Source organism: Cellulomonas sp. McL0606 (genome assembly GCF_058248365.1).
In genome coordinates this window covers 1,021,292-1,045,045 of record NZ_CM177779.1, presented here as the reverse complement: position 1 = coordinate 1,045,045, position 23,754 = coordinate 1,021,292, and the positions used below count along the sequence as shown (strand labels likewise).

Here is a 23,754-nt window from a genome sequence, read left to right as displayed (position 1 = left end):
GCATCCTGGGCGCTCCAGCTTACTTGATGGCACCTCTCGTCACGCCGGAGATGACCCACCGCTGCGCGAAGACGTAGACGAGGATCATGGGAATCATCGCCATCAGGTACGACGCGAAGGCGACGGTGTAGTTGCTGCTGAACTGGCTCTGGAAAACGTACTGCTGGAGCGGGATCGTGGCGCCTCGGGGGTCGGACACGATGATCAGGGGCAGCAGGAAGTCGTTCCAGGCCCAGATTGCGGCGAGGATCCCGACGGTCGCGTTGATCGGCGTGAGCAGCGGGAAGATCACCTTCCAGAACACCGTCCACGTGTTGGCGCCGTCCATCACCGCGGCCTCTTCCAGCTCCTTCGGGATCGACTGGATGTAGGCGACGTACACGAAGATGTTGAACGACAGCCCGAACACCACGTACAGCAGGATCAGGCCGATCTGGTTGTCCAGGTGCAGCTGGGCGGTCAGCTTCGCCACGGTCAGCATGATGATCGGGAACGGGATGAACAGGGCCGCGATGAAGTAGAAGAACAGGCCCTTGAACAGCCTCTTGTGCATGTTGCGGGCGATCGCGTAGGCGATCATCGAGTTGGTCAGCAGCGTCAGCGTCACCGAGCAGACCGTGATGATCGCGCTGTTCAGGAACGACCGGCCGAAGTTGGTCAGCTTCCAGGCGTCACTGAAGTTGGCCCACCGGATCGGGTTCGGCCAGGTGAACCCCGCGCCCGTGAGCTGGTCGGGCGTCTTGAGCGCCGTGACCACCACGAGGTACATCGGCACGAGGATGCTGAGCGACAGGAAGATCAGGAGGCCCGTGAGCCACCAGTTCCGCTTGCCGCCCTCGTCGCCGTCCCCGTCGCGCTGCCGACGGCGCTTGGCGACCTTGGGCGGCAGGGCGTCGCCCGTCAGGACGATCTCTTCGCTGGCCGGACGATCGGTCAGGACCGGGGCGCTCATCACGACACCTCTCGACGCTGCAGGACACGGAGCTGGACGAGCGCGAACAGGATGATGACGATCATGAAGATCACGGAGTTGGCCATCTGGTAGCCGAACTCACCACCCTGGAAACCGCCCTTGTAGATGAGGACGGAGACCGACTCGGTCGCCGTCCCTGGTCCGCCGCCCGTCAGGGCGATCACGTGGTCGAACACCTGCAGGAAGCCCTTGAGCGCCAGGACCATGTTGATGGTGAAGAACGCCGAGATCATCGGGAACGTGATGCTGCGGAACTTCCGCCAGGCGGACGCGCCGTCCAACGACGCGGCCTCGTAGAGCTCGGGCGGCACTGTCTGCAGCCCGGCGATGTACAAGATGATGTTGAACGCCGCCGCCTGCCACACCGCCAGGATCACGATGGCGATCCAGGCCAGGCTCGGGTCCGCCAGGATCGACGACGAGAACTTCTCATTGCCCAGCGCCTTCGCGATCGCCGGGATCGAGAACGTGAACAGGTACTGGAACACGTAGCCGATGACGATGATCGACAGGATCTGCGGCACGAAGTACACGGCCCGCAGCGACGTCTTGAACTTGATCCTGCTGTTCAGCGCCACCGCGATCGAGAGCGCGATGACGTTCACCAGGATCGTCGCGACGATCGCGAACTGGAAGGTGAACAGGTAGGAGTGCCGGACGCGGTCGTCCGAGAACAACGCCTTGTAGTTGGCCCAGCCGACGAAGTTGTACGGCCCGTACCCGGGTGAGTCCGTGAAGCTGTAGAAGATGCCCTGCAGCACAGGGACGGTGTGGAAGAGGAAGAACAGTGCGAACGCCGGCAGCACCATCCAGTAGAAGGTCCTGGGGGTGCGTGACGCTATGCCTCTGCGCTTCACCGGCGGGGTGTCGACGGGTGGCTTGACCCGCTCCTCGGTGGTGGTCATGACTTCACCGCCCCGAGTCCCCAGGTGCGTCGCGCGGCGACCTTGTCCCAGCTTCTCGTCGAGTTTGGTGAGCATCTTGTTGGCGTCCTTGTCGGTGAGGTACTCCTGCAGCAGCGGCGCCAAGGGGATCGCCGGGATGAACTGGTGGTCGGTGAACCCCACCAACCGCCCGTCGTCGATGTACGACTGGATGCCCTCGAGCGCCGGGTCGTTGTTGGAGGCGCCTGCGATCGCGGGGATCGCGACCTGCGCCTCGGAGTACTTCTGCACCACGTCGGGCTGCATCAGGAACCGGATGAACTTCTCCGACGCCTCGGCGTGCTTCGAGTGCGCACCTTGCGTGACGAGGACGTCCACACCCGAGACGAGCGTGGTCTTGGCGGCGTCGTTGGTGGCCGGCAGCGCGAATGAGCCGACCGTGAACTTCGGCTTGAACGTCCGGATCTGCGGCACGGCGTAGCTGCCGAGCAGCAGCATCGCGGACTCGCCCTCGGCGAAGGCTCGGGTGCCGTCCTGGTACCCGAACGCCCCGGGATCCGGCTGCGTGTATTGATACAGCTCGCCGAGCTCGTCGATCGCCGTCCGCCAGCCCTTGGAGAACGTGGTCTTGTCCGCGAACCGGTCCTGGAAGAAGTTCGCCGGCGCGGTCTGGGCCGTCAAGGGCGCGAGCGGCGACTGCGGGGTCCATGCGTCCTTGAGCATCCCGTAGAAGGGTGTGATGCCCGCGGCCTTGAACTTCTTCGCCGCGGCGAGGAGCTCGTCCCACGTGGTCGGGACGGCCACATCCTCCTGCTTGAACAGAGCCTCGTTGTACAAGATGCCCGAGGCGTTCGCCGCGAAGGGGATCCCGTTGACCGCGTCCGGACTGCTCTCACCGAGCGCCTTCACGACCTTGATGTACCCGGGGTTGATCTCCTTGAGGAGGGGGTCGTCCCGGAAGTCCTTGAAGATCCCCGCCGACGCGAACTCGCCGTAGGTGCCATTGCCGTTGAGCGTCATGACGTCCGGTACGTCGTTCTTGACCAAGCGAGTACGCAAGGCGGTCTCGGGGTCGGCGACGTTCTGGATGACGACCTTGATGTCGGGGTTCTGCTTCTCGAACTGTGCGGTGAGGTCCTCGAAGTACTGCTTTGCCTCACCCTTGAACTGAAAGAACTGGATGGTCTCGCGTCCGTCGTTGCTGGAGCATGCAGCGAGGGGGACGACGAGGGCCGCCGCTGCGAGGCACGCGGCAAGACGGGCCCGGTATGAGGTCATGCGATGCCTCCTGGGGAGATGTGCGCGGGCTGCGGCGCGTCGATGCGCGTGGCCCGGACCAGCACGGTGCGCTCGGGGTAGAGGACGGGAGCACGAACCCCGACCTCGGACAGTGCGTACCCGGACATCCGGACGCCGTCCGTCCACCAGGGCAACGGGCTCTGGCCCGTGCCTTCGATGCGGTTCCCGGGCGGGAGCGGGCGCACGTCGTAGACGCCGTCCGGATCGAGACCGGGCAGCCGGAGCCACCCGCTCGGATAGGTGAGGGTCGTCGTCAGCTGGACGACCGCATAGACGGCCTCGCCCTGGTCGACGGCGACGACGCCGTGGACCCGCAGGGCTGGGTCGGGGTGGTCCGCATGGACGCGGCGACCGGTGTGCAGCAGTCCGCGCAGAGCCTTGTGCGCGGCGATCCACTCGGCCAGCCGAGCGCGCTCCTCGTCGGTGGCACGCGAGACGTCCCACTCCACCCCGAGGTGACCGAAGAACGCGGAGGCGGCGCGGAAGTCGAGCGTGTGCTGCCGTCCGGTCGAGTGCGAGACGGGGGCGCCCACATGCTCGCCGATCAGCGGGGGGCAGGAGCAGCTCGTCCAGCGCTGGATCTGCTCGCGCTCGATCGGGTCGATGCAGTCGCTCGCCCACACCCGGTCGGTGCGCTCGAGGATCGCGAGGTCGACGCGCGCACCGCCGGCCGCGCAGGACTCGATCTCGAGACCCGGGTGGCGTCCGCGCACGATGTCGAGCAGCCGGTAGACCGCGAGGGTCTGACCGTGCACGCCCGCCGTCCCGAGCGGACCGTGGCCGGCGTCGACCAGGTCGCGGTTGTGGTCCCACTTGAGGTAGGCGATCGGGTACTCGACGAGCAGCGCGTCGAGCCGGCTGAGGATGTGGTCGAACGCGTCCGGGTGCGCCAGGTCGAGCACCTGCTGCCGGCGCGACGAGGGAGGGACGCGGTCCGGCGGACCGAGGATCCAGTCCGGGTGGGCCCGCGCGAGGTCGGAGTCCGGGTTGACCATCTCCGGCTCGACCCACAGGCCGAACTGCATGCCGAGCGCCGTCACGTGGTCGGCGAGCGGGTGCAGCCCCTCGGGCCACACCTCGGGCGACACGTACCAGTCGCCGAGCCCACGGCTGTCGTCTCGCCGCGACCCGAACCAGCCGTCGTCGAGCACGAACCGTTCGACGCCCAGCCCGGCCGCGAGCCCGGCCAGCTCGGTGAGGCGGTCGAGGTCGTGGTCGAAGTACACCGCCTCCCAGGTGTTGAGCGTGACCGGTCGGGGCGTGCGCGGGTGGTGCGGTCGCGCACGCAGGTGGTCGTGGAACCGGGACGCCAGCTCGTCGAGCCCGTCGCCGTGGCTGCCGTACAGCCAGGGTGACTCGTACGACTCCCCCGGCTCCAGGCGGACCTCACCGGGCAGCAGGAGCTCACCGCCCCCGAGCAGGCTCTCCCCCGAGATGGCCCGCTCCGCCAGCACGCGGTGGTTGCCGCTCCACGCGACGTGCACCCCCCAGACTCGGCCGGACCGCGCCCCGAAGCCTTCCTCTCCCGCCACGAGCAGGAGCGTCGCGTCGGCTCCTGGCCGCCCCCGGCGGCTCTCGCGCAGGTGCGTGCCGACGACGAACGGCAGTCGCTGCGGGCTGCGCTCGCGCAGGTGCCGACCCGTCGTGTCCAGCAGCTCGGTCGCGGTGTCCGGCACGGGGAGCGTCGGCAGGACGGCCTCGACGTCGAACGCGGTGCCGCCGGTGTTGTGCACGGTGGCACGCAGGCGCACAAGACCGGACGACGTGACCTCGATCTCCAGGGTCGCCCGCAAGCCGGCCCGTTCGTCGGCAGCATGCGCGACGAGGCGCTCCTCGGCCTGCTCGAAGCTCCAGCATCCTCAGTCGCGGCGCGAAGTCGCTGCCGGCGCGATGGCCGGCCAACCCAGGCGTGCCGAGCCAGCCCGCGGCGTGCTCAGGGAGCACCGCGACCGGGACGGGAGCGTCCAGTCCGCCGCTGACGCGCTGCGGCACCTGGGCGTCCGCCAGCGCGACGAGCGCCTCGCCCGACATCACGCCTAGGTCCGCGCCCCAGTGGACGATCCTGGGCAAGCCGTCGCCCCGGACGTCCACCACGAGGCTCGTGCCGCCGGCACGCAGCTGCAGGGGCGCGGAGGTGCGGGACAGGACGGGCACGGCGACCCCTTCGGCGCGGGTGAATAGTTCCATAGTGGAAGGAACTTACAGGCTCGAGTGTGACCCACGCCACATGAACGCGCAATTCGACGGATATTTGCATCCGATGCGGAACAATCTGCCAAGATGGAGCCATGGTGCCCAAGCCGTTCGCGGGGATGCCTGAGGGGGGTCCACCCGCCTGGACACCCGAGGGCGGCACGGCTCTCGACGTCGCGCTCGAGGTCCTTCTGCGAGGACCGCTCTCCCGAGCCGAGCTCGCTCGGCGCCTCGACCTCTCCCAGGCGACCTTGTCCAGGCTCACCAAGCCGCTGGTGGAGCGCGGCCTGCTGGTGGAGTCGACGGGACGCGCCGACACGACCGCGGGCCGTCCTGGGCAGCCGCTGGACGTCGATCGGTCGTCGCACGCCTTCGTCGGCGTGAAGCTCACGGGCGAGGCCGCGCACGCGGTGCTGGTCGACCTCGGCGGCGCCGTCATCGCCGCGCGGACCGTCGACCTCGACTCGCACGAGCCCGACGCCGTGGCCGACCGGGTCGCCCTGGTGGCCGCCGAGCTGGCCGACACGCCACGCGTCGTCGGCATCGGGGTCGGCCTCGGTGGCCACTCGCCCAACCGGTCGACGGTGCGGATCGCGCCGTTCCTCGACTGGCACGACGTGCCATTCGGGGAGCTGCTCGCCGAACGCACCGGCCTGCCGTGCGTCGTCGAGAACGACGTCGCCGCCCTGACCGCCGCGGAGCACTGGTTCGGTGCGGGTCGCGGTCTCCACACGTTCGCCGTGCTCACCGTGGGTGCAGGCGTCGGCTATGGGCTGGTCGTGCACGATCGAGTGCGCACTCATCCCGACATGGGCCTCGGGCTCGTCGGGCACTTCCCCGTCGACCCGAACGGTCCCCTGTGCGCCGAGGGCCACCGCGGATGCGCGACCGCGGTGCTCACCATCCCGTCGCTGACCCGGCAGGCGAGCTTGGCGCACGGTCGTCGGATCGGCTACGACGAGCTGATGGTCCTCGCCGAGCAGGGCGACGCCGTGGCCAGGCAGCTGGTCGACGAGGCAGCGCGCGGGCTCGGCCGGCTCGTCGCCGCCGTCGCCAACCTCACCATGCCCGACCGCATCGTGCTGACGGGCGAGGGCATCGCGCTCGCGACCGTCGGAGGGGAGGCTCTGCAGGACTCCATCGACCGCGAGCGCGACCCGCGTGCGTCGGTGCTGGACGTGGTGGTCCGGCCCGGCGACTTCACGCAGTGGGCCCGCGGCGCCGCGGTGGTCGCCCTGCAGGACTTCGTCCTGCGCAGCCCGTAGACGATTCCCGCCGAGGTCACGTTCCAGATCAAGCGCCACGACCGTGGCGGGCCCCGCAGGGCGGAGCGCGCGGCGCCGCTCAGGGCGTCGTCCGCCTCCGGGGCCGACCAGGGTGCCGCAGTCGAACGCCTGCGCTCGTCCCGAGCCCGGTCAGATGAGGACAGCGCCCTTGGACGCCGACTGCACCAGCTTGGCGTACTTGGCCAGGACGCCGCGGGTGTACTTGGCCGGCAGCGGCTCCCAGCCGACCTTGCGCGCCTCGAGCTCCTCGGCCGGCACCAGCACCTCGAGCAGCTCGTTGGCCATGTCGAGACGGATCCGGTCGCCGTCCTTGACGAACGCGATCGGACCGCCGTCGACGGCCTCGGGCGCCACGTGCCCGACGCACAGGCCGGTGGTGCCGCCGGAGAAGCGTCCGTCGGTGAGCAGGAGCACGTCCTTGCCGAGGCCGGCGCCCTTGATCGCCCCGGTGATGGCGAGCATCTCGCGCATGCCCGGTCCGCCCTTGGGGCCCTCGTAGCGGATGACGACGACGTCGCCGGCGACGATCGTGCCGGCCTCCAGGGCGTCCAGCGCGTGGCGCTCGCGCTCGAAGACGCGGGCGGTGCCCTCGAAGACGTCGGAGTCGAACCCCGCAGACTTCACGACGGCGCCCTCGGGGGCCAGCGAGCCGTGCAGGATCGTGATGCCGCCGGTCTTGTGGATCGGGTTGGAGAGGGCGCGCAGGATCTTGCCGTCCGGGTCCGGCGGGTTCACGTCGGCCAGGTTCTCGGCCACCGTCTTGCCGGTCACCGTCAGGCAGTCGCCGTGCAGCAGACCGGCGTCGAGAAGGGCCTTCATGACGACGGGGACGCCGCCGATGCGGTCGATGTCGTTCATGACGTAGCGGCCGAACGGCTTGAGGTCGCCCAGGTGCGGCACCTTCGCCGCGACGCGGGAGAAGTCGGCGAGCGTGAGGTCGACCTCGGCCTCGTGCGCGATGGCCAGCAGGTGCAGGACCGCGTTGGTCGAGCCGCCGAACGCCATCACCACGGCGATGGCGTTCTCCAACGCCTCCTTGGTCATGATCTGGCGGGCCGTGATCCCCCGACGCAGCAGCTCGACGACGGCCTCGCCCGACTTGAAGGCGAAGGCGTCGCGACGACGATCGGCGCTGGGCGGGGCGGCCGAGCCGGGCAGCGACATGCCCATGGCCTCGGCGACCGACGCCATCGTGTTGGCCGTGTACATGCCGCCGCACGCTCCCTCGCCGGGACAGATGGCACGCTCGATGCGGCCCACGTCCTCGCGGCTCATGAGCCCGGCGGCGCAGGCACCGACGGCTTCGAAGGCGTCGATGATCGTGACGTCCTTCTCGGTGCCGTCCGACAGCTTGACCCAGCCCGGCGCGATCGACCCCGCGTAGAGGAAGACGCTCGCCAGGTCGAGGCGCGCCGCGGCCATGAGCATTCCGGGCAGCGACTTGTCGCAGCCGGCCAGCAGCACGGAGCCGTCGAGGCGCTCGGCCTGCATCACGGTCTCCACCGAGTCGGCGATGATGTCGCGGCTCACCAGGGAGAAGTGCATGCCCTCGTGGCCCATCGAGATGCCGTCCGAGACCGAGATGGTGCCGAACTCGAGCGGGTAGCCACCGCCCGCGTGCACGCCGCTCTTGACGGCCTGGGCGAGGCGCTGGAGCGACAGGTTGCAGGGCGTGATCTCGTTCCACGAGCTCGCGACGCCGATCTGCGGCTTGGCGAAGTCGTCGTCACCGAGCCCGACCGCGCGGAGCATGCCGCGTGCGGCCGTCGCCTCGAGACCGTCGGTGACGGTGCGCGAGCGGGGCTTGATGTCGACGCCGTTGGAGGTGGGGGCCTTGTTGTCGGACGTCACGGTCATGTTCGCGAGTGTAGGACTGCCGGTCGGTTGCTCCGAGCGCGGGTCATCCTGCGGATAACCACATGCTGGACGCCCCTCAGCTCCTGGAGCGCCCCTGCCAGGTGCAGACGCAGGCCTCGTTGCCTTCGACGTCGGCCAGCACCCAGAACCGTGGCGCGTAGCCGTCGTTGACCAGGTGCCCGCCGGCCGCGATCGATGCCGCCACGCGAGCCTCGGCCTCGTCGTGCGGCACCAGCACGTCGAGGTGGATGCGGTTGCGCTGCGGACGCGGCTCGTCCATCTGCTGGAACCAGAACGTAGGCCCGACACCGGCCGGGTCGGCCAGCTCGCTGCTGTCGCCGACGACGCGCTCGTCGTAGGCCAGCACCGCCTGCCAGAACGGGCGGACGGCCGGGATGTCCAGCGCGTCGATGGCGATCTCGACGGTCTCCGATCGCGGCGGCTTCCCGGTCAGGCCCAGCTCGTCCGCCAGGGCGCTGATGGTCGCCGCGAGGTCGACGTCCCGTTGCGTCAGGCCGTCCGCGTCATGGCTGGTCGTGGTCACCGCCACCTCGCCCCAGCGCAGCAGCACGTCCGGGTGGTGGTTCGCGGCGTCGGCCGCCTCGGCGATGCGCGCGACGAACGCGGCGGCGCCGGCGAAGTCGTCGGCACCGAACGTGGCTCGCAACCGACCGCCGATCACGCGCCAGTGCCGGTCGTCGACCCGGTCGGTGACGACCGACCACTTCAGGATCTGCGTCATGCGCACCACCCTGCCATCGGGCGCCGACACCCGCTCGACGTCTGCCCCATCGGTTCACGCCGATCCGGCTCGGGCGCCCTCCCCCGACCCTCGTCCCGACGGTCGCGCCTCGACGCGCGCGCCCGGGGCCCGGGCACGTACCGTCGCCGGATGCCGACCGTCCACTGGTTCCGCCGCGACCTGCGCCTGGCGGACAACCCGTCGCTGCTCGCCGCGGTGGAGGCCGCGCGTTCGTCCGACGACGGCACGGTCGTGCCTCTGTTCGTCGTCGATCCCGGGCTGTGGGCCACCGCCGGCGCGCCACGCCTCGCCTATCTCGCGGCCTCGTTGCGCGCCCTCGACGACTCGCTCGGCGGCCGGCTGGTGGTACGCACCGGGCGAGCGGCCGACGTGGTCCCCGCGGTCGCCGCCGAGGTGGGCGCGGACGCCGTGCACGTCACCGCCGCCACCGAGCCGTACGGCAGGCGACGCGACGAGTCGGTGGGCGTGCCCCTGATCCGCACCGGCTCTCCGTACGCCGTCGGACCGGGCCTCCTGCGGACGAGGACCGGCTCCCCGTTCCAGGTGTTCACGCCGTTCCGACGCGCGTGGCTGGAGCACGGCTGGGCCCCTGCCGCCCCGCGACCCTCGGGCAGCCCCTGGGCGCACCTGCGGTCGGACGGTCTGCCCGCCGCGCCGGCGACCGACGTCCGGCTGCCAGCCGCCGGGGAGGCCGCGGCGCTGCGCCGGTGGCACGAGTTCGTGCGCGACGGCCTGTGGTCCTACCCGACCGACCGCGACCGACCTGACGTCGGCGGGACGTCGCACATGTCGATCCCCCTGAAGTTGGGCGAGCTGCACCCGCGGATGCTGCTGGCCGACCTGCCCGCGACCGCCGACGTCTTCCGGTCCGAGCTGGCCTGGCGCGAGTTCCACGCCGACGTCCTGTGGCACCACCCGTCGGCGGCGCGGACCTCGTTGCGGGCCGTGGTGCCCGACGACTCGTGGGCCACCGGCCGCGGCGGCTTCGCCGCGTTCGCGGCCTGGGCGGAGGGACGGACGGGGTACCCGATCGTCGACGCCGGCATGCGGCAGCCGGGCCCTCGGATGGATGCACAACCGCGTCCGCATGGTCGTCGCGTCGTTCCTGGTCAAGGACCTGCACGTCCGCTGGCAGCGGGGCGCCGAGCACTTCATGGCGTGGCTGGTCGACGGTGACGTCGCACAGAACCAGCTCAACTGGCAGTGGGTGGCGGGCACCGGGCGCGACGCCGCGCCGTACTTCCGGGTGTTCAACCCGGTGACGCAGGGTCGGAAGTTCGACCCGGTCGGCTCCTACGTCCGCGAGTGGGTGCCCGAGCTGCGCGGCATCGAGGGCGGCGCGGTCCACGAGCCGTGGAGGCTGCGCACGCCACCCGCCGGCTATCCAGCGCCGGTCGTCGACCACGCCGCCGAGCGTCGCGCGGCCCTGGACGACTTCCACCGCGGCCGGCCCGGACCGCCGAGGTAGTCGGTTGGCGACGAGATCGTGGGCCACAGCTGACGACCTCGTCGCCGGGTCACGATCTCGGCGGGACGCGGTGCGTCAGGAGGGGATCTGGGCGGCGCGGTACTCGTCCTCGAGGATGGCCATGATGATGGCGTCGCACCAGCCGTCGCCGTCGCGGTACGCGTCGCGCTTGCGGCCCTCGATGCGGAACCCGATGTTCTCGTAGAGCGACTTGGCGCGCGCGTTGATGCTCAGCACGTCGAGCTCGACGCGGTGCAGCCCGAGACCGTCGAAGGCGAGGCCGAGCACGAGCTGGATCCCCTCGGTGCCGTAGCCGCGGCCGCGGTACTGCGGTCCCATGGACAGGCGCAGGTTGGCCGACCCGACGTGCTCGTCCACCTCGTTCAGCACGATCTCACCGCGGAACGTGTCGTCGCCGTCGACCGTGACCGCGAAGTCGTACCGGTCCTGCGCGGTCGCTCGGCTGGCGCACCACGCGTCGATCTCCTGGCGCGTGAACGACGCCGTCGTGCCCGTCAGGCGGTTGCCCTCGGGGTCCGCCAGCATCTCCCACATCGCGTCCGCGTCGCTCGCGCGGATCGGTCGGAGCACGATCATCTCGCCCTGCAGCGTGGGCTTCTCCATCGTCCGCTCCTCTCGCGTCCGCCGAGACTACGGCCGATTTGTGGACACGGTGTTACGACCCGATCCGCTCCAGCAGCAGCTCCCGGACGCGCCCGGCGTCGGCCTGCCCGCGCGTCGCCTTCATGACCGCGCCGATGATCGCGCCGACCGGTCCGAGGTTGCCCGAACGGATCTTCTCGGCGATGTCCGGCTGCGCAGCGAGCGCAGCGTCGATCGCGTCGAGCAGCGGGCCGTCGTCGGACACCACGCCCAGGCCGCGGGCGGCCACGACGTCGGCCGGGTCACCCTCACCCGCCAGGACGCCCTCGAGCACCTGGCGGGCCAGCTTGTCGTTGATCGCCCCGTCGTCGACCAGCTTCTGCGCTGGCCGATCTGGGTGGGCGTCACCGCGAGGGCCTCGAGCTCGACGTCCTGCTGCTTGGCCGTGCGGGCCAGCTCGCCCATCCACCACTTGCGCGCGGCAGCGGGCGAAGCACCCGCGGCGATCGTCGTCTCGATGAGGTCGACGGCGCCGGCGTTGACCACGTCGCGCATCTCGGCGTCGGCGTACTCCCACTCGGCCTGGAGCCGGCGGCGACGAGCGGCCGGCATCTCCGGCAGGCCGGCGCGGATCTCCTCGACCCAGGCGCGGTCCGGCGCGATCGGCACCAGGTCGGGCTCCGGGAAGTACCGGTAGTCCTCGGCGTCCGACTTCACGCGGCCCGATGCCGTCGTGCCGGTGTCCTCGTGCCAGTGACGCGTCTCCTGGATGATCGCCACGCCGTCGTCGAGCTGACCCGCCTGGCGGCTGACCTCGTAGCGCACGGCCCGTTCGACCGACCGGAACGAGTTGACGTTCTTGGTCTCGGTCCGGGTGCCGAGCGGGCTCTCGGGCGTCGGGCGGATCGAGACGTTGACGTCGGCTCGCACGTTGCCGCGCTCCATCTTCGCCTCGGAGACGCCCAGCGCGCGGAAGATGTCACGCAGCGTCTGCACGTAGGCGCGGGCCACCTCGGGCGCCCGCTCACCCGCGCCGGTGATCGGCTTGGTGACGATCTCCACCAGCGGGATGCCCGCCCGGTTGTAGTCGACCAGCGAGTACTCCGCGCCGTGGATGCGGCCGTCGGCGCCACCGATGTGCGTGTTCTTGCCCGCGTCCTCCTCCATGTGCGCGCGCTCGATGTCGACGCGGAAGATGCTCCCGTCGTCGAGCTCGACGTCGAGCCAGCCCTCGTAGGCGATCGGCTCGTCGTACTGGGAGGTCTGGAAGTTCTTGGGCACGTCCGGGTAGAAGTAGTTCTTCCGCGCGAACCGGCAGTTCTCGGCGATCGAGCAGTTCAGCGCCAGGCCGATGCGGATGGCGTACTCCACGGCGGTCGCGTTGACGGCCGGCAGCGCGCCCGGCAGGCCCAGCGAGACGGGCGTGACCTGCGTGTTCGGCTCCGCGCCGAACGTGACCTCGGCGCCGTCGAACATCTTGGTGCGCGTGCCCAGCTCGACGTGCACCTCGATCCCGATGACCGTGTCGTAGCGGGCGACGGCGTCGTCGTAGTCCACCAGGGCGCTCATCGCGCGACCTCCAGCGGGAGCCTGGGCGAGCAGCGGGCCGCCCCAGCCGTTCTCGAGCAGCGCCTCGAGCGCCGCGCCCACGCGGTACAGCCGGTCGTCGGCCTTGGCCGGGGCCAGGATCTGGAACCCGACCGGCAGGCCGTCGTCGGACAGCCCGGCCGGCAGCGACATCCCGGGGATGCCCGCCAGGTTCGCCGGGATCGTCGCGACGTCGTTGAGGTACATCGCCAGCGGGTCGTCGAGCTTCTCGCCCAGCTTGAACGCCGTGGTCGGCGCCGTCGGGGAGACCAGCACGTCGGCGGCGCCGAACGCGGCCGTGAAGTCGCGCTGGATCAGCGTGCGGACCTTCTGCGCCGACCCGTAGTACGCGTCGTAGTAGCCGGCCGACAGGGCGTACGTACCCAGGATGACGCGGCGCTTGACCTCGTCGCCGAAGCCCTGGCCGCGGGTGGCGGACATGACGCGCTCAGCGGTCGGGTGGTCCTCCGGGACGACCCGCAGGCCGAACCGCATGCCGTCGAACTTGGCCAGGTTGCTGGACGCCTCGGCCGGCAGGATCAGGTAGTAGGCCGCGAGCGCGTACGTGAAGTGCGGGCAGGAGACCTCGACGATCTCGGCGCCCGCGCCCCGCAGCACCTCGAGCGACTCCTCGAACCGCGCGAGCACGCCCGGCTGGTAGCCCTCGCCCTGCAGCTCGGAGATGACGCCGACGCGCACGCCCGACAGGTCGCCGGTCGCGCCGAGACGGGCGGCGTCCACCAGACCGGGCAGCGGCTCGTCGATCGACGTGCTGTCGCGCGGGTCGTGGCCGCCGATCAGCTCGTGCAGGAGCGCCGAGTCCAGGACGGTGCGCGTGACCGGGCCGGCCTGGTCCAACGACGACGCCAGCGCGATGAGCCCGTACCGGGAGACGCCGCCGTAGGTCGGCTTGACCCCGACGGTGCCCGTGACGGCGGCGGGCTGGCGGATCGAGCCACCGGTGTCCGTGCCGATGGCCAGCGGAGCCTCGTACGCAGCCACGGCCGCGGCCGATCCGCCGCCCGAGCCGCCGGGGATGCGGTCGAGGTCCCACGGGTTGTGGGTGTTGCCGTACGCGGAGTGCTCGGTGGAGGAGCCCATCGCGAACTCGTCCATGTTGGTCTTGCCCAGGATCGGCAGACCGGCGGCCTTGAGCTTCTCGACGAGGGTCGCGTCGTACGGCGGCACCCAGCCCTCGAGGATCCGCGAGCCGGCCGTCGTCGGCAGACCCTTGGTGACGACGACGTCCTTGACGGCGATCGGGACTCCCGCGAGCGCGTGCAGGTCCTCCCCCGCGGCACGGCGCGCGTCGACGTCGGCCGCGACGGCCAGCGCCTCGTCGCCGCTCACGTGCAGGAACGCGTGCACCGCGGGCTCGACGCCGGCGATGCGGTCGAGGTGCGCCTGCGTCGCCTCGACGCTGGACACCTCCCTCGTGACGAGCGCGTCCGCGAGAGCGGCGGCGGACAGCCGCGTGAGATCGGCGCTCACGCGTCCTCCCCCAGGATCTGCGGCACCGCGAACTTGCCGTCGATCGACGCGGGCGCGGAGGCCAGCACCAGGTCCCGGTCCACCGGGGCCTCGGGCACGTCGGCGCGGAACACGTTGGTCAGCGGCAGGGGGTGGCTGGTGGCCGGCACGTCGGGCGTGGCGATCTCGCTCACGCGCGCGACCGACTCGACGATGACGTCGAGCTCGCCCGCGAGGCGGTCGAGCCGCCGGCGTCAGGTCGATCCGTGCCAGGCCCGCCACGCGCGCGACCTCGTCGCGAGAGAGGGTGGACATGGCTGGGAGTCTAGTCGGGCGCGCTCCCGGCGAGCGTCACCAGGGCCAGCACCGCCTGGGCGTAGGCGTCGGCGGCGTCGTCCGCGGAGAAGACCTGTTCCGGCCTGCCGGCGAACTCCACCAGCACCTGGTAGCCGCCGAACGTCGAGCGCGCCAGGCTGCGGAACGTGCCGCCCAGCAGCTCACGCTGGTCCTCGCGCGGAAGCCAGAGGGCGTCCTCCTGGGCCACGGAGTCCAACGCCCACTCGGTGGTGCCGTTGAACCCGAGCACCGTGCCCGTGGGGTACTCGTGCGGCTCGACCACCATGTCCGCGATCGTGAACACCTGGTCCTCGAGCCTGCGCACGGCGAACGTGTCGCCCGGGCTCGGGTGCCACCGCAGCCCGGCGTCGAGGAGCTGCTGCGCGCGTCCGACGCCGATCATGCGAGCCGCCGACGGTGTCCGACGAGCGCGAGCAGCGCGCCGCCCGAGACGAGCAGGAACGCCAGGATCCCCCACGAGATCGCATCGGTGCCCGTGGCGGACAGCGTCGGCTGCGGTACGACGACCGTCGCATCGTCCTGGACCAGCACGGCCGAGCACTCCGGGCACAGCGGCTGTCCACCGGTCGCGGTGGCGACGTTGGTCAGCGACGTGCCGGGAGCGGCCGTCAACCGGGTGTGCACGACGATCGGCGGCGCGGCCTGTCCGACGGCCAGCGGGTCCGCATAGGTGCAGGTCACCGTGTCGGACAACGCGTTGCAGGTCCAGCCCGAACCGGCCGCGTTCACGAACACCATGCCCGCGGGCAGGTCGTCGACCATCGTGATCGGGGCCGTGGTCGCGTTCGGCCCGAGGTTGGTGACGACGATCTGGTACACCGGCAGCTCGCCCGGGATGCCGACGACGTCCTTGGTGATCGCGAGCTTCGACAGGCCGAGCACGTCGACGTCGTCCGTCGCGGTGTTGTTGTCGGGGTCCACGTCCTCGCTGGGCGTGCTCACCTCGGCGACGTTGGTCACCGACGGGTACGCGTCGGCATGGACCGAGACGACGAGCGTGATCTCGACAGGGGCGTCCATCGCGACGCCGGCGGCGATCGTGCACGTGACCGCCTGGCCGACCGCGGCGCAGGTGACGCCCGTGCCCGTGCCCGAGACATAGGTGACCCCGGCGGGCAGGTCGTCGGTGACCGTCACCGGACCGGGGTCGTCCGTCGGGCCCCCGTTGGCGACCGTGAGCGACCACGTGCCGTCGCTGCCGACGGTGAACGATCCCGCGTGCGTCTTGGTGATCGACAGGTCGACCTGCGGGGGCACCGTGACGGTGTCCGTCGCCGTGTTGTCGGCCGGATCGATCTCGGGCGTGCTGGTCGACACCGTCGCGACGTTGTCCACGCCCGGGTAGGCCTCCGGGCCGACCGTGACGACGACCTCGACGTCCGGTGCGTCGGCGCCCGGCGCCAGCGGGTCGGCCAGCTCGCACCGGACCAACGGACCCAGCTGCAGGCACGTCCAGTCGGTGCCCGTTGCGGACACGTACGTCAGACCGGTCGGCAGCGGGTCCTGGAGCACCACGTCGCGAGCCTGCGACGGGCCGTCGTTGTGCACGCCCACCGTGAACGTCAGGTCGTCGCCGATCCGCACGGGCCCGGCGTGCGCCTTGGTCACCGAGAGGTTGGCCGCCGTGTCCACGGTCACCGGGTCGGTGGCGGTGTTGTTGCCGGGCGTCGGGTCGGTCGTGCCCGACTCGACGCGGGCCGTGTTGGTGTACGTGCCTGCGTCGACCGTCGGATCGACCGCCACCGTGAGCAGCAGGTCCGGTGCCTTGTCGCCGGCGGCCAGGACCGTCACGTCGTCGAGGTCGCAGACCACGGTCGTCGCAGCGCCGTCCGGCGTACAGGTCCACGGTCCCGACGACGAGACGTACGTCAGCCCGGTCGGCAGCGTGTCGGTCACCTCGATAGGCGCCTGGGCGTCCGACGGGCCGTCGTTGGTCACGCCGATGGTGAAGACCACCTGCTGCCCGGCGGAGACGGTCCCCGACGGGTGGGTCTTCGTGATCGCGAGGTCCGCCTCCGCGACGACCGTCATGGTCGCGTCGTCCGTGTTGTTGCTGGTCACCGGGTCCGTGGTGGACGAGCCAACCGTCACCGCATTGGTCAGCGAGGTGCCGTCGAGCACGGTCGGCTCGACCTCGGCGACGACCGTGATCACGCTCGACGTACCCGCCGGGAACGACGCCCGGTCGCAGCCGACCGTCGACGGCCCTGCCGCGCACGTCCACCCGTCACCGACCGGTCCGCTCGCCGACACGCCGGTCAGCCCAGGCGGCAACGCGTCGGCGACGTGCACGTCGTCCGCGTCCGACGGTCCGATGTTGGTGATCGTCAGGGTGTAGGTGACCTGCTCGCCGGCGCGGAACGGACCCGCCCCGACGACGTCCTTGACCACGGCGAGGTCCGCGACGTCGCCGACGAGGACGACGTCCTCGGCGTCGTTGTTGGTCAGGTCCGGGTCCGTCTGCGGACCGTCGACCGACGCCTGGTTGAGGATCAGCGACGGTCCGGCGTCGGACGCGACCTGCACGGTGAGCAGGATCGGCGGGGCCAGCGCGGGCGTCGTCGGCGAGCCGCCCGCGATCCCGGTGGCACTGGTGCACGTGACCACGCCCGCGGCCTGCGTGCAGACCCACCCGGTCCCCGTCGCCGAGACGTAGGTGACGTCGGCGGGCAGGGCGTCCGTCACCACGATCGGTCCGACCGTCGCGGACGGCCCGAGGTTGGACGCCTGCAGCGTCCACTCGAACAGGTCGCCGGCGGTGGCGGGCCCCGTGTGCGTCTTGGCCAGTGCCAGGTCCGAGACCGACGTGAACGCCGTGTTGTCGGTATCGGTGTTGTTCGCCAGGTTGGGGTCCGGCGTCGGCGAGGCGACGCTCGCCGTGTTGAGGAAGGCGCCGGTCCCCGCGCCGGGGTCGACATCGACCACGATGCTCACCTGGGTGGTCGCGCCGAGCGCGAGCCCGGCGGTGCTCGTGCACGTGACCACCTGCCCGGCGGCGGTGCAGCTCCACGTCCCCGACGGCGTGACCGTCGAGCTGAACCTCAGGCCGGTGGGCAGGGTGTCCGTGATCGTCAGGTTGGCCGCAGCGTCGGAGGGGCCGTTGTTCACCACGTCGAACCGGTAGACGCCCGTGGAGCCCGCGACGAACGTGCCGGTGTGCGACTTGGCCAGGGCGAGGTCCGCCGAGGTGGTGACCGGGAAGGTGCTGGTCGCGGTGTTGTTCGCGGTGTTCGGGTCCGGCGTCGTGCCCGACACGGTGACCGTGTTGGTGATCGACCCCGTGACCGTCGGGGCGATGTGCGCGACGACGACGATCTGGGGGGCGACGGCGCCGGCCGCGAGGACCGTGGCACGGGTGCACGTGATCGTCTGGCCCGTCGCACCGCAGGTCCACCCGACGCCCACCGCGCTCACGAAGGTGGTCCCGGCAGGCAGGGTGTCGATGACCGTGATGGTGGGCTGGGAGTCCGACGGACCGTTGTTGGTCACGCCGACCGCCCACACGGTGTCCCCGCCCGCCACGCCGGGGCCTGCGTGCGACTTGCTGACCGCGAGGTCGGCGCTCGTGGTCACGGTCGCGGCGTCGGTGGTCGCGTTGTTCGCGGTGGCCGGGTCGTACGTCCTAGCGGTCACCGACGCGGCGTTGGTGAAAGACGTACCGCTCGGAGTCGTCGCGGGGATCGACGTCACCACCGCGATCGGCGGGAACGACGCCCCGGACGCCAGCGTCGCGCCCGCCGCGGTCCGGGTGCAGGTCAGCACACCGGCGACCGGCGGTGGGCAGGTCCATCCCGTCCCCGACGCCGACACGAACCCCGTGCCCGCCGGGAGCGTGTCGACGACCGTGAACGGCCCGACCGCGGGGTCCAGCCCGTTGTTGCGCACGACGACGCTCCAGGTGGCACTGCCACCCGCGACCACCGGATTCGCGTGCGTCTTGGTCACCTGGACGTCCGCGGAGTCGATCCGGGTCTGCGCCGAGACCTGCCCGTTGTCGTAGTCGCCGGCGAGGTTGCCGGTCGCGCCCGTCGCGTCCTCACCGTCCGCGCGAGCCCGGTTGACCTGCGGCACGGACGATCCGACACCGGGCGACGTCACGACCGTGGCGGTCGGCCGCAGCTGGAACTGCATCGAGGCCGACTCGCCCGGATGCACGGTGCCCAGGTCGGCCCAGCGCGCGACACCGGCGGTGATCACCGGGTCCGCGTAGGCGATCCCTGCACGCCCGGGCGCCGTGAGCACCGAGTGCCGGGCACGAACTCCCAGCCGGTCGGGATCGTGTCGGTCAGGTCGACGCCGAAGGCCGGGGCGCCCCCGGTGTTCGTCGTCGCGACCTGCCAGGTGAAGGGCGAGCCGATGTAGGCCGGCGACGCGGAGACGGCCGTCTTGACCGTCTGCAGGTGCGGGAACGCGGGAGTGACGAGCGCGGTCGCGGTCGGGCCGACGTAGACGCGCCCGCCGCCCGGCAGCGACTGGTAGTTGGTGACCTGGACGGAGTTGGTCAGCGGCGTCGGGTCGAGGTTCTCCGACGGCGCGAGCGTGGCCTCGTAGGTCACCGTCACCTCGGCTCCCGGCGGGTAGCCGACGCCGAGACCCCTCGTGTCCCAGGTGATCGTGCCTCCGCCGCGGACGGGGTCGTTGTCGGTGAGCACGCCACCGAAGCTGATCGCGTCGGGATCGACCACCACGCCGAGCGGCACGGTGTCGACGAGCACACCGTCGAACGAGTCGCTGACGTTCGGACCGCTCGCGTTGTGCGCGGTGATCGTGTACTCGAACCGGTCCGCCGGGCCCGGCGTCGGGTCGTCGACGACCTTGTCGATGGTCACGCTCGGCTCGAGCACCGTCACGGTCGCGCTGGCGAAGTCGCCCGGGGTGTCGAACGTCGCGTCGGCAGAGGTCGGCGCCCGGTTCGGGCTGTCCGCCGTCAGGTTCCAGGCCGTGTGCACGGTGTTGGTGAGGGGGACGCCGGCGACGTTGCCCGGCACGTCCGCGATCGTCCCCGTGTAGACGACGGTCGCGGTGCGCCGGTTGGCGTCGGGCGCGAAGTTGCCGAAGGTCCAGCCGATGAGGGTGGAACCGGCCGGTCCCGGTGCGTCGTCCAGGCGCACCGGCGTCGCCGTGCAGTCCTGCACCGGCACCGTCACGACGTGGCACACGTAGGAGGAGATGGTCACGTCGTCGATCCCCGCGGGCAGCTGGTCGATGAGGCTCAGGTCGTAGAAGCTTGGCGTTGGCCGGAACCACGCCCGTGATCGTCCAGGTCACCTGCTGGCCGATCGTCGCACTGCTGGGCGAGACGGTCTTGGTGATGCCCGTGCCGATGATCGGGACGGTCGAGGACGCGGTGTCGGTGCCGGCTCTCTCGAGGGGGTTGTCGGGCGCCGTCGGGCCGGTCTTCCCGTCGTCGAGCGTCGAGCCCGAGAGCGTGACGTTGTTCGTGTACGACGTCGCCGCGACCGCATCGAGAGGCACCAGCGCGGTGTACGTCAGCACCACCGACGCGCCGGGCTCGACCGTGTCGAGCGCCCAGACGAGCGCGGTGGTCCCGGCCGCGCAGCCGTTGGCCGCCCCACCCGGCGCGGCGGGACCGCCCGGGATCGGACCGTACGCCTGGAAGATCATGCCGGCGGGCAGGCAGTCGACGACGAACGCGTCGTGCAGGGGTGTCCGGGCGGTGGCGCTGCCGTCGCCGTTCGCGTTCCGCGCGGTCACGGTGAACGTCACGGCCGTGCCGCCCGGGACGGGTGTGTCGGCGTCGTTGGTCTTGGTCACCTCCGGCCGGGGCTGGCGGATGTTGATCGTCCACGACGCTGTCGCCGGTGGCAGCGCCGAGCCCCCGAGGGTGGCCAGGCTGTCGAACCGGGCGGTGTTGATCGCCTGCAGGTTGTTCTGCGTGGCGCTCATGGCCGCCGGCGTGACCCGCGCCGTGAGCACCACCTCGAACCGCTGATCGAGGGCGGTCGCGTTGTTGTAGGTGCCGTCGAAGTCCACGGTGCCCGTCGCCGGGTCGAGCGTCACGGTCCCCGGGACCGGCGCGGTCGTCCCGCTGTCCGCATCGGGATGGAAGGTGAGCGTCGCGTCGCCCACCTGCTCGAACCCGGTCGGGAGCGGGTCCTTGAGGACGCCGTCGAACGACGCGGTGCCGGCGAGGATCCGCACGCCGTACGTGTAGGTCACCAGCTCGCCGATGGTCGCGTCGTTCTCGAGGTCGTTGTTCGTCTCGACGATCGACGTCGTGGCGGACTTGTCGACCACCGGGCCGGGCACGCGGACGTTCGACGGGTCGGATGCCGCCGGGGCGTCCCACTGCGGCGGCAGCACGCTCAGGTCGACGTTCTGCCGCGGGTAGAACGTCACGGTCCCGCCACCCGGGACGTTGGTCAGCGCCTCGTAGCTGCGCACGTACGCGGTGTCGGTGTAGACGGTGCTGACGCCCGCCGGGTCGGGGATCGTCGTGTCGTAGAGGATCGACTGCGTCGCGCCCGGGCCGATGCCCTGACCGGAGAGGTCCGGCTGTGTGCCGTCGATCGGGAACACCACCCGCAGCAGGCTCAGGTCGGCGGCACCGAGGAACGCCGGGTGCCCCGTCTGGCCGGGGTTCGTGCAGGTCACGGTCGGGGAGACGGCCTGCGCCGGCTCGAACCGCACGTCGGCGAGGTTGATGTCGTCGCACGTCAGCTGGGACGGGAGCTTGTCCCACACGTCCAGGGCGCCGACCTCGTAGCCGTTGGCCGTGCCCGCGACGCCAGCGTTGGTCACGTCGATGCGGAAGGTCGCGACGGACCCCGAGCGAACCTCCGACCCGTCGACGTTCGTGTTCGGGCCGTTGGGACCGGTAGATGGCACGTCGACCGACTCGACGCCCTTGACCACCTGGACCGGTGGGACGGGCGCACCCTCCATGACGAGGCTGTCGCGGAACGTCTCGGCGATCCCTGCGGAGTTCTCGACGCGCACCTTCATGAGGTTCGACCGGGTCAGCGCGGTGGTGCCCGGAGCCGCCGTCGTCACGTCGGCCTGGAGGACGGCCGCGAACACCGCGCCCGGATCCACGAACCGGTTGCCGCCCGGACGGGTCGTGCCGACGGTGAACTGCACGGCTGTGCTGGTCGAGGCGACGGTGAACGGCGCACCTGCGTTCGTGCTCGCGGCCACCGCCGACCCGGCGACGTACGTCATGGCGGGCGGCAGGAAGTCGGTGACCAGGGGGTTGCGGGTCTCGGTCAGGTCGGAGAACTCGACGGTGAGCAGGTAGCAGACGCGGTCGCCCTTGCGGAACACGGTCTCGTCGGGCGGGAACGACGACGGCTCGCCGTAGACGCTCACGTCGGTCGGGCACGTCCCGCCCGAGAGCGACCGTGGCGCGATGAGCTTCTCGATCGACTCCGAACCCGTCGTGAGCGTCCACTCGGAGTCGTCGAGCGCGATCGTGGTCCCGGTCTCGCCGGTCCCCGCGATCGGGGTCGTGGTGGCCGTGAGCGACGCGTGGTTGGTGAACGAGTCGCCCGTCGAGGTCGCCTGCCCGATCAGTGCACCGCCGAGGTAGGTCGAGAGCATCGCGGCGGAGTACGAGACGGTGGTCAGGGCGTCGGGGCCCTCGGCGATGGGGGCGAACGTCACGCCGAAGGTCCCGTCGACGTGCTGCGTCCCGGTGGCGATCGCCGTGGAGGGCGCGGGCGCGCGTGACCCGTCGCAGGCCGCCAGGGCGCCGGTCGAGTAGTTGGTGCCGGGGCCGCCGAGCGGGCACGTGCCGTTGGGCAGCGTGTCGGACACGACGATGTCGGACGCGTCGACGTACTCGCTCGACTCGATCGTGAGCGTGTAGCGCACGGTTCCGCCGGAGAGGAACTCGGCGCGGTCCGCGCTCTTGCGCATCCGGACGTCCTCGATCGACACCCTGTTCCTGTCCGAGGCTGAGACCGTCGCCGGGGTGCCCGGAGCGGTGCTGCCCGCGAACGTGCCCGTGACCTGTGCGACGTTCGTCGCCGACTGCTCGGTGGTCGTCTCGCGCGTCGAAGGACCGGTGTTGTTGTCGAGGTTCGCGACCTGCAGCAGCCCGCCCGGAGCGGGGTCAGGGAACAGCGCGTTCGCGCGCAGCGGGACGCCCGCCGCGTAGCGCAGCGTGAAGCTGCTCGACGCCGCCATGTCCGGGATCGACCACTGCACCCGCGTGTAGATCCCCGCGGGGTAGGTGGTGCTGCCGTTCGGGGGCGGGTTCTGCACGGTCGTCACGGAGGTCGGTGTCAGGCAGTCGGCCGGTGCTGGGGTCGCCCCGAGCGACGGTGCTCCCGGGTACTCAGGTGCGGCGGAGTTGTCTACGCCACCGCAGCCGAGGAACTCGAGGGTGGCCGGGAGGTAGTCGGTCACGACGAGCCCGCTGCTGGCACCGGCGGGCGCGGTCTGCACGGTCAGCGAGTACACGGTCGTGTTGTCGTGCACGCCGCGCAACAGCTCACCCTCCGGGCTCGGCTCGGCCTTGGTGATCTGCAGGGCGGAGATGACGGTCGTCGTGGGGTTCGACGCCGCGTTCTCGGTCGCCGTGCCCGGCACGATCACACCCGTGTCGTCGAACTCCGGGGCGACGAACGGATCGGTGCTGCTGTAGACCTCGGCCGTGTTCTCGACCGTGGAGCCCACCGGGTACACCGTCGGGTCGGGCAGCACCTGGAACGTCAGGACCGCAGTCCCGTTGACGGAAAGGTCGGTGAGGTTCGACCACGTCAGCGTCGTCTGGCCCGAGTCCGGGTCCACCACCTGCGTCGGGTCGCCCGCACCGGCCGGAGTCGCCGAGCCCGGCACGTAGCTGACGCCGGGCGGGATCACGTCGCGGAACGCGAGGTTGTACTCCGTCGTGGCATCCGGGTTGCTCGACGGGTTGGTCACCGTGAGCGTGTAGGTGATGGGCTGGCCCGCCAGCACCTCTCCCGGAGCCGACTTGGACAGCTGGATCCCCGGTGCCGCGACCGCGACCGCGAGTGGTCCGAACAGGACCGCGACCAGCGTGAACACGC

Annotated in this window: 9 protein-coding genes and 6 pseudogenes; 2 read left to right on the top strand and 13 right to left on the bottom strand. The window is 71.1% G+C overall.

The window, feature by feature from the left end; translation table 11 throughout:
* Positions 1 to 19: 19 nt before the first annotated feature.
* Genes AC38ZX_RS05195 through AC38ZX_RS05185 form a run of 3 tightly spaced genes read right to left on the bottom strand, consistent with a single transcriptional unit; the run spans position 20 to position 4,949 of the window.
* Positions 20 to 952: a carbohydrate ABC transporter permease gene (locus AC38ZX_RS05195; protein WP_426594807.1), complete on the bottom strand. Its 933-nt coding sequence runs from the start codon at positions 950 to 952 to the stop codon at positions 20 to 22.
* Entirely contained in the window at positions 952 to 3,135 is a 2,184-nt protein-coding gene (locus AC38ZX_RS05190; protein WP_491296576.1) for an extracellular solute-binding protein, read from the bottom strand. The genes AC38ZX_RS05195 and AC38ZX_RS05190 overlap by 1 nt, the downstream gene beginning before the upstream one ends.
* Positions 3,132 to 4,949 carry an alpha-galactosidase gene (locus AC38ZX_RS05185; protein WP_491296575.1) on the bottom strand — a complete coding sequence of 606 codons (1,818 nt, stop codon included), beginning with the start codon at positions 4,947 to 4,949 and terminating at the stop codon, positions 3,132 to 3,134. Before AC38ZX_RS05185 ends, AC38ZX_RS05190 begins: the two co-directional genes overlap by 4 nt.
* A gap of 495 nt (positions 4,950 to 5,444) precedes the next feature.
* Here AC38ZX_RS05185 and AC38ZX_RS05180 point away from each other — a divergent pair, with 495 nt between their 5' ends.
* Positions 5,445 to 6,614 (top strand): ROK family protein, encoded by a 1,170-nt coding sequence (locus AC38ZX_RS05180; RefSeq protein ID WP_491296574.1) that lies wholly within the window; start codon positions 5,445 to 5,447, stop codon positions 6,612 to 6,614.
* 150 nt (positions 6,615 to 6,764) lie between these two features.
* Here the strand turns inward: AC38ZX_RS05180 and ilvD are convergent, their stop codons facing one another.
* Together ilvD and AC38ZX_RS05170 are read right to left on the bottom strand one after the other, a co-directional pair.
* Positions 6,765 to 8,492, bottom strand: a complete 1,728-nt coding sequence (ilvD, locus tag AC38ZX_RS05175) for a dihydroxy-acid dehydratase (RefSeq protein WP_491296573.1) — start codon at positions 8,490 to 8,492, stop codon at positions 6,765 to 6,767.
* A gap of 76 nt (positions 8,493 to 8,568) precedes the next feature.
* Positions 8,569 to 9,234 carry a 4a-hydroxytetrahydrobiopterin dehydratase gene (locus AC38ZX_RS05170; protein ID WP_491296572.1) on the bottom strand — a complete coding sequence of 222 codons (666 nt, stop codon included), beginning with the start codon at positions 9,232 to 9,234 and terminating at the stop codon, positions 8,569 to 8,571.
* A 150-nt stretch (positions 9,235 to 9,384) separates the two neighbouring features.
* Here AC38ZX_RS05170 and AC38ZX_RS05165 point away from each other — a divergent pair.
* Positions 9,385 to 10,723 (top strand): annotated as a pseudogene (locus AC38ZX_RS05165) (cryptochrome/photolyase family protein).
* Positions 10,724 to 10,798: 75 nt separating this feature from the next.
* On the opposite strand, the gene AC38ZX_RS05160 reads toward AC38ZX_RS05165, so the two are convergent.
* The 8 genes and pseudogenes from AC38ZX_RS05160 to AC38ZX_RS05125 all read right to left on the bottom strand — a co-directional run.
* A complete protein-coding gene (locus tag AC38ZX_RS05160; RefSeq protein ID WP_491296571.1) occupies positions 10,799 to 11,347 on the bottom strand; it encodes a GNAT family N-acetyltransferase in 549 nt (182 codons plus the stop codon).
* Positions 11,348 to 11,399: 52 nt separating this feature from the next.
* Positions 11,400 to 12,895: pseudogene (gene gatB / locus AC38ZX_RS05155) on the bottom strand (Asp-tRNA(Asn)/Glu-tRNA(Gln) amidotransferase subunit GatB).
* Positions 12,892 to 14,404, bottom strand: a pseudogene (gatA, locus tag AC38ZX_RS05150) (Asp-tRNA(Asn)/Glu-tRNA(Gln) amidotransferase subunit GatA). The pseudogenes gatB and gatA overlap by 4 nt, the downstream one beginning before the upstream one ends.
* A pseudogene (gatC, locus tag AC38ZX_RS05145) lies at positions 14,401 to 14,698 on the bottom strand (Asp-tRNA(Asn)/Glu-tRNA(Gln) amidotransferase subunit GatC). Before gatC ends, gatA begins: the two co-directional pseudogenes overlap by 4 nt.
* 10 nt (positions 14,699 to 14,708) lie before the next feature.
* The gene (locus AC38ZX_RS05140; protein WP_491296570.1) at positions 14,709 to 15,122 is read right to left on the bottom strand and encodes a pilus assembly protein CpaE; all 414 of its coding nucleotides are present in this window, start codon (positions 15,120 to 15,122) and stop codon (positions 14,709 to 14,711) included.
* Positions 15,119 to 18,682, bottom strand: a pseudogene (locus AC38ZX_RS05135) (hypothetical protein); the annotation flags it as partial. The pseudogene AC38ZX_RS05135 and the gene AC38ZX_RS05140, both read right to left, overlap by 4 nt.
* 251 nt (positions 18,683 to 18,933) lie before the next feature.
* The gene (locus tag AC38ZX_RS05130) at positions 18,934 to 19,296 is read right to left on the bottom strand and encodes a hypothetical protein (RefSeq protein WP_491297306.1); all 363 of its coding nucleotides are present in this window, start codon (positions 19,294 to 19,296) and stop codon (positions 18,934 to 18,936) included.
* Between the two features lie 856 nt (positions 19,297 to 20,152).
* Positions 20,153 to 23,752: pseudogene (locus tag AC38ZX_RS05125) on the bottom strand (hypothetical protein); the annotation flags it as partial.
* Positions 23,753 to 23,754 lie beyond the last annotated feature (2 nt).